The organism is Gemmatimonas sp. (genome assembly GCF_041689975.1).
In the GTDB taxonomy this organism is placed as follows: domain Bacteria; phylum Gemmatimonadota; class Gemmatimonadetes; order Gemmatimonadales; family Gemmatimonadaceae; genus Gemmatimonas.
Genome location: NZ_JBDNFF010000258.1, coordinates 1 through 4,091, shown reverse-complemented (window position 1 = coordinate 4,091; position 4,091 = coordinate 1). Strand labels below are relative to the sequence as shown.

Sequence of the window (4,091 nt, the reverse complement as noted above, 5' to 3'; positions counted from 1 at the left end):
TTTTTTCGTTCGTATAGCTGCCCTCGCTTGCCACCAGAAGAACCGGCCGTTGCAACTGGCTTCGGTTGCGTTGGTCGGTACAGTGTTGTCATCCTCAACACTGCACTACGCCGGTCCGTTGCGTAATCCCGGCCATGTTGCGCTGGCGCTACACTAGTGTCATCTAAGCCGCACCTTGATTTACACTCTATGATGTCCGGAACCACTGTCGCTTGCGAAAGGTCGGCCAACCGCCCGGCGAAGCTTCGCTAATAGTTCGAAAGCCGCACGACCTGCGAATGACGAAGCAAGCATCATTAAAATCTTAAGGTCGGGTTGGAGACGATACGCCTCGAGCAGGTATGACCTTGCAGTCTTCATCTTGCCCAGACGGGCCTCCTCGCGCGCCAGCGAGACTAACAGCTGCCCAAGCTCTGCTTGCAAACGACGCACAAACGCTTGTGGGTAGATCTCTGGCGTACCCAGTGCATCACGAGTCAGCGCAAGCCGCCCCCGCAACATTCCCACGTGGTCCCGGTGTGTGTTTGTCTCATGAATGCGCCAGCGCGTGAGCGGCCGATCGACAATAACGCTCGATGTCTGGACCATCAGCTTGAGAAAGCAGGCGACGTCCTCATTCAGTGTGATAGCCTCGCTAAACATCCCGACTCGTAGCAAGGCGTCTCGCCGAATGAGGGTGGCACTTGGTAGGATAAACCAACCGGTTTCATGGATCTGGGCATCCAAATCCGGAAAGTACAGAAATCCGTCCTCCGTACTGGCCGGGCGCAGCGCATCGAACCCTCGCGTGGGCGCATGCATGAAGGATGCGCTGGTAACCGTACCTCGATCGTCAATCAGCTCGGCGTCTGTGGCAACGAGCACCGCATCCGGGAAGCGTCTCACCGCCTCGATCTGACGTTCAAGTTTTTCAGGGTGCCACTCGTCATCTTGATCCATCAGCGCCACGTACGTTCCATTCGCCCGGATGATACCAGCGTTTCGCGCAGAGCACACGCCACCGTGTGCCATCGCGATGACCACCGCGCCCATCCGCGCGGCAATGGCGACGGAATCATCGCTGGACCCATCGTCCACGACGATAATTTCGAGCGGCGGTACGGTTTGCTCTCGGACAGATGACAAAGCCCGTTCCAGAAAACGTGCGCCGTTTAACGTCGCCATGACAACGGACACTTGAGACGTGGCTACCAGCTCGTCAGCTGTCCGGTTTTTAAGGGTTTCAGTGGTCTGAGCTTCACTCATGCCTTAGTCCGCGGTTGGAGCCATCTTGAACTGACGATCACACAAAGGGCACCCGTTTGCTCTTCCACGACGGCGCTAACGCCTAGTCGTGAATGATGTCACGATGGAGTTGTCCTGGTTCAGCGGAAATGTGACTCGGTTGTGGTGACACTTTAGATGACGGCTGCCAGTGCGTCGGTTCCTTCTCGGCGTTGGCGGCGCCGTTCCCGCGCTGTTTCGAGCTGGTGGTCTCGTGCGGCCCAGATCTCGGTTTCCCAACCCGCCAGCTTGTCAGCCGGTGTGACGTAACCGATGGCGCTGTGCAGCCGCTTCGTATTGTAATGCTCGACGAAGGCGGCGACGAGCCGCCGCGCTTCGTCGAGCGAGCCTGGCGCGTTGGGCCGAACCGTGGTGACCTTCACGGTTTGATTCCAGCGTTCGATCTTCCCATTCGACGGCGGGTAGTAGGGCGAGGTGCTCACGTGCGTCATGCCCGCGATCCGGATGTCCTCTTTGAAATCCTTGGCGATGCACTGCGGACCGTTGTCCGAGATGATCCTCGGCGTCGCCTCCGGATACTGCTCCCGCGCCCGTTGCAAAATGGTTTCCACATCGCGCTCGGTCATCCGCGCGCGGATCTCCCAGTGCACCAGCACCCGACGGTATCCATCGAGCAGCGCGCAGAGATGGTAAAACGTCCCGGCAATGTTGAGGTAGGTGACATCGACATGCCAGTGCTCGTGCGGCTGCAACGGTTGCTGAAACCCGGTGCCTTTCTTCGAGGGCTTCCCGCGGAAGCGGTCGAGACGCCCCGCTTTCTTGAGTACCCGGTACACGGTCGACGGGCTCACCGCCACCGTGCGCGCGTCCAGCATCATGAACGAGAGGCGCCGATACCCCTCGAGCGGATGCGCGTCGTGGAAGGCGAGGATGGCGTCGCCCTCCCAGTCTTCCAGCCAATGATCCCGCGGGATCCGGCCGTTGTGGTGGTTGGCCGTGCCGTAGCGCTTCACCCAGCGAGAGCAATGCTGCGGCGGAATCGCTAGCTTGAGCGCGACCCACCACGTCGGGAGTGCGGTCACGGTGGTGAAGCCCTGCACGAAGTCGAACACGGCGTCCCGCACGTCCGGTGGCACCCATCGCGACCTCAGCTCTCCGAAAGTTTTTTTCAGCGCCAGGTGTTCTTCCGAGACGAAGGCCATGATCGAGTCCTTTTTCTGGAGATGGGCTTGGAGCGTGTCGATGGTCCGCTGCTGGGCCGTTGCCTGGCGGGTGTCCACCGCGCGTGTCCGACGGTAGTCCAAGGCGGCTGCCGTGTTCTCCTTGAGCTACCGCTTCCAGACGTACAACAGGCTGGGCTGGATCTTGTACTCGTCGCAAAGGTCTGAGACGGCGATCTTGTCGGCAAGGTGCCGGCGTAGAATCGGGGCTCGCTCTTCTGCGGTAAAGCTTCGGCGCACGGCTCGGGACATAAACTCCTCCGTGCTCCAAAAATGGAGCGGGTGGAAGTCACATTTCAACTGAGGCAGGACACGGGGCGTTCATGAATCAGGCGAGTCAATACGTGGACCTGCTCGACTGGCTGATCGGCCCCGTGGAAAGCCTGAAGGCGTACACCTCCACTCTCGAGCGCAACATCCAGGTGGAGGACACCGGCGTGCTCTCGATCCGCTGGCGTACCGCCGTCCTGGGTTCGATAAACGTCACGATGCTCACTTACCCCAGGAACCTCGAGGGCTCGATCACGATCGTCGGCAAAAAGGGTACGGTGCGACTGGGTGGCGTGGCCGTGAACAAGATCGAGCACTGGGAGTTTGCCGACAGCGATCCCGACGACGCGCTGGTGGAGCAGGCGAGCTACGACACCACCTCGGTCTACGGTTTTGGACATCCGCTCTACTACGACAACGTGATCAGCGCATTGCGTGGCGAGGCCGCGCCGGACACCGATGACCGCGAGGGGCTGCACTCGCTGGAGCTGCTGATTGCCACCTATCTCGGTGCGCGCGACGGCAAACGCATTGCGCTGCCATTGGAATACTGAGATGGGCGTGACGATTCATCCCACGGCTATCGTGGACGATGGCGCGGTGATTCGTGATGGCAGCCGATTGTGGTACTGGGTGCACATCAGCGGCGGCGCGCGCATTGGCAAACGCTGCTCGTTTGGGCAGGGCGTGTTCGTTGGCAACAGGGTGGTCTTCGGTGACAACTGCAATGTGCAGCACAACGTCTCGATCTACGACATGGTCACCTTCGAGGATGACGTGTTCTGCGGGCCGAGCATGGTGTTTACGAACGTCTACAATCCGCGGTCTGCGGTGACACGGAAGGACGAGTATCGCGACGCGGTGGTGAAGCGTAGGGCGACGCTGGGTGCGAATTGCACGATCGTGTGTGGGGTGACGATCGGCGAGTTTGCTTTTGTTGGTGCGGGCGCAGTGGCGAACGCTGACGCGAAGCCGTACGCGCTGATGGTCGGGGTACCGGCACGGCAGGTTGGATGGATGAGCGAGCATGGCGAGCGGCTGGCGCTGCCGCTGACCGGCAACGCAGAAACCGCCGATCCGGTCACTGGGGCGCGGTATACGCTTGCTGGTGGCGCGGTTGTGCGGCTGGCGTGACAGACACCATCGGGAATGCCTTGAGCCTCAGCCGTGGCGTGATCACAGCGACAACAAAAAGCGCCCAGGGACGCAGCTTTCCCCGGCATGATGACAACTCGATCCGGAACCTGTCAAGGAAAATGAGACGGACGGATTGAGAGTTTAGTGAGTAGTGCTAGCCGATGACCGCCGTCTGGTCCTCCGCTTTGTTGATCCACACTTCGGTCGGGAGCTGGGGCACCCGCGGCGGACCTTTGACGA

The 4,091-nt window shown here is 60.4% G+C and carries 4 protein-coding genes and 1 pseudogene; 2 read left to right on the top strand and 3 right to left on the bottom strand.

The window, feature by feature from the left end:
- Nucleotides 1–180 precede the first annotated feature (180 nt).
- The 3 genes from ACESNG_RS16240 to ACESNG_RS16230 form a co-directional block, all read right to left on the bottom strand.
- Nucleotides 181–1,245, bottom strand: coding sequence for a glycosyltransferase (locus ACESNG_RS16240; protein ID WP_373069779.1), 1,065 nt, complete (start codon nucleotides 1,243–1,245; stop codon nucleotides 181–183).
- 152 nt (nucleotides 1,246–1,397) lie between these two features.
- Entirely contained in the window at nucleotides 1,398–2,504 is a 1,107-nt protein-coding gene (locus tag ACESNG_RS16235; RefSeq protein WP_373069777.1) for a transposase, read from the bottom strand.
- 48 nt (nucleotides 2,505–2,552) lie between these two features.
- Nucleotides 2,553–2,696: a transposase gene (locus ACESNG_RS16230; protein ID WP_373061488.1), complete on the bottom strand. Its 144-nt coding sequence runs from the start codon at nucleotides 2,694–2,696 to the stop codon at nucleotides 2,553–2,555.
- A 2-nt stretch (nucleotides 2,697–2,698) separates the two neighbouring features.
- Here ACESNG_RS16230 and ACESNG_RS16225 point away from each other — a divergent pair.
- Nucleotides 2,699–3,268, top strand: a pseudogene (locus tag ACESNG_RS16225) (Gfo/Idh/MocA family oxidoreductase); the annotation flags it as partial.
- 1 nt (nucleotide 3,269) lies between these two features.
- Nucleotides 3,270–3,848 carry an acyltransferase gene (locus ACESNG_RS16220; RefSeq protein ID WP_373061486.1) on the top strand — a complete coding sequence of 193 codons (579 nt, stop codon included), beginning with the start codon at nucleotides 3,270–3,272 and terminating at the stop codon, nucleotides 3,846–3,848.
- Nucleotides 3,849–4,091: the final 243 nt, after the last annotated feature.

Excerpts from the sequence above, each read along its gene's own strand:
- ACESNG_RS16240 (WP_373069779.1), bottom strand. The coding sequence starts at position 1,245 with ATGAGTGAAGCTCAGACCACTGAAACCCTTAAAAACCGGACAGCTGAC.
- ACESNG_RS16230 (WP_373061488.1), bottom strand. The coding sequence starts at position 2,696 with ATGTCCCGAGCCGTGCGCCGAAGCTTTACCGCAGAAGAGCGAGCCCCG.
- ACESNG_RS16220 (WP_373061486.1), top strand. The coding sequence starts at position 3,270 with ATGGGCGTGACGATTCATCCCACGGCTATCGTGGACGATGGCGCGGTG.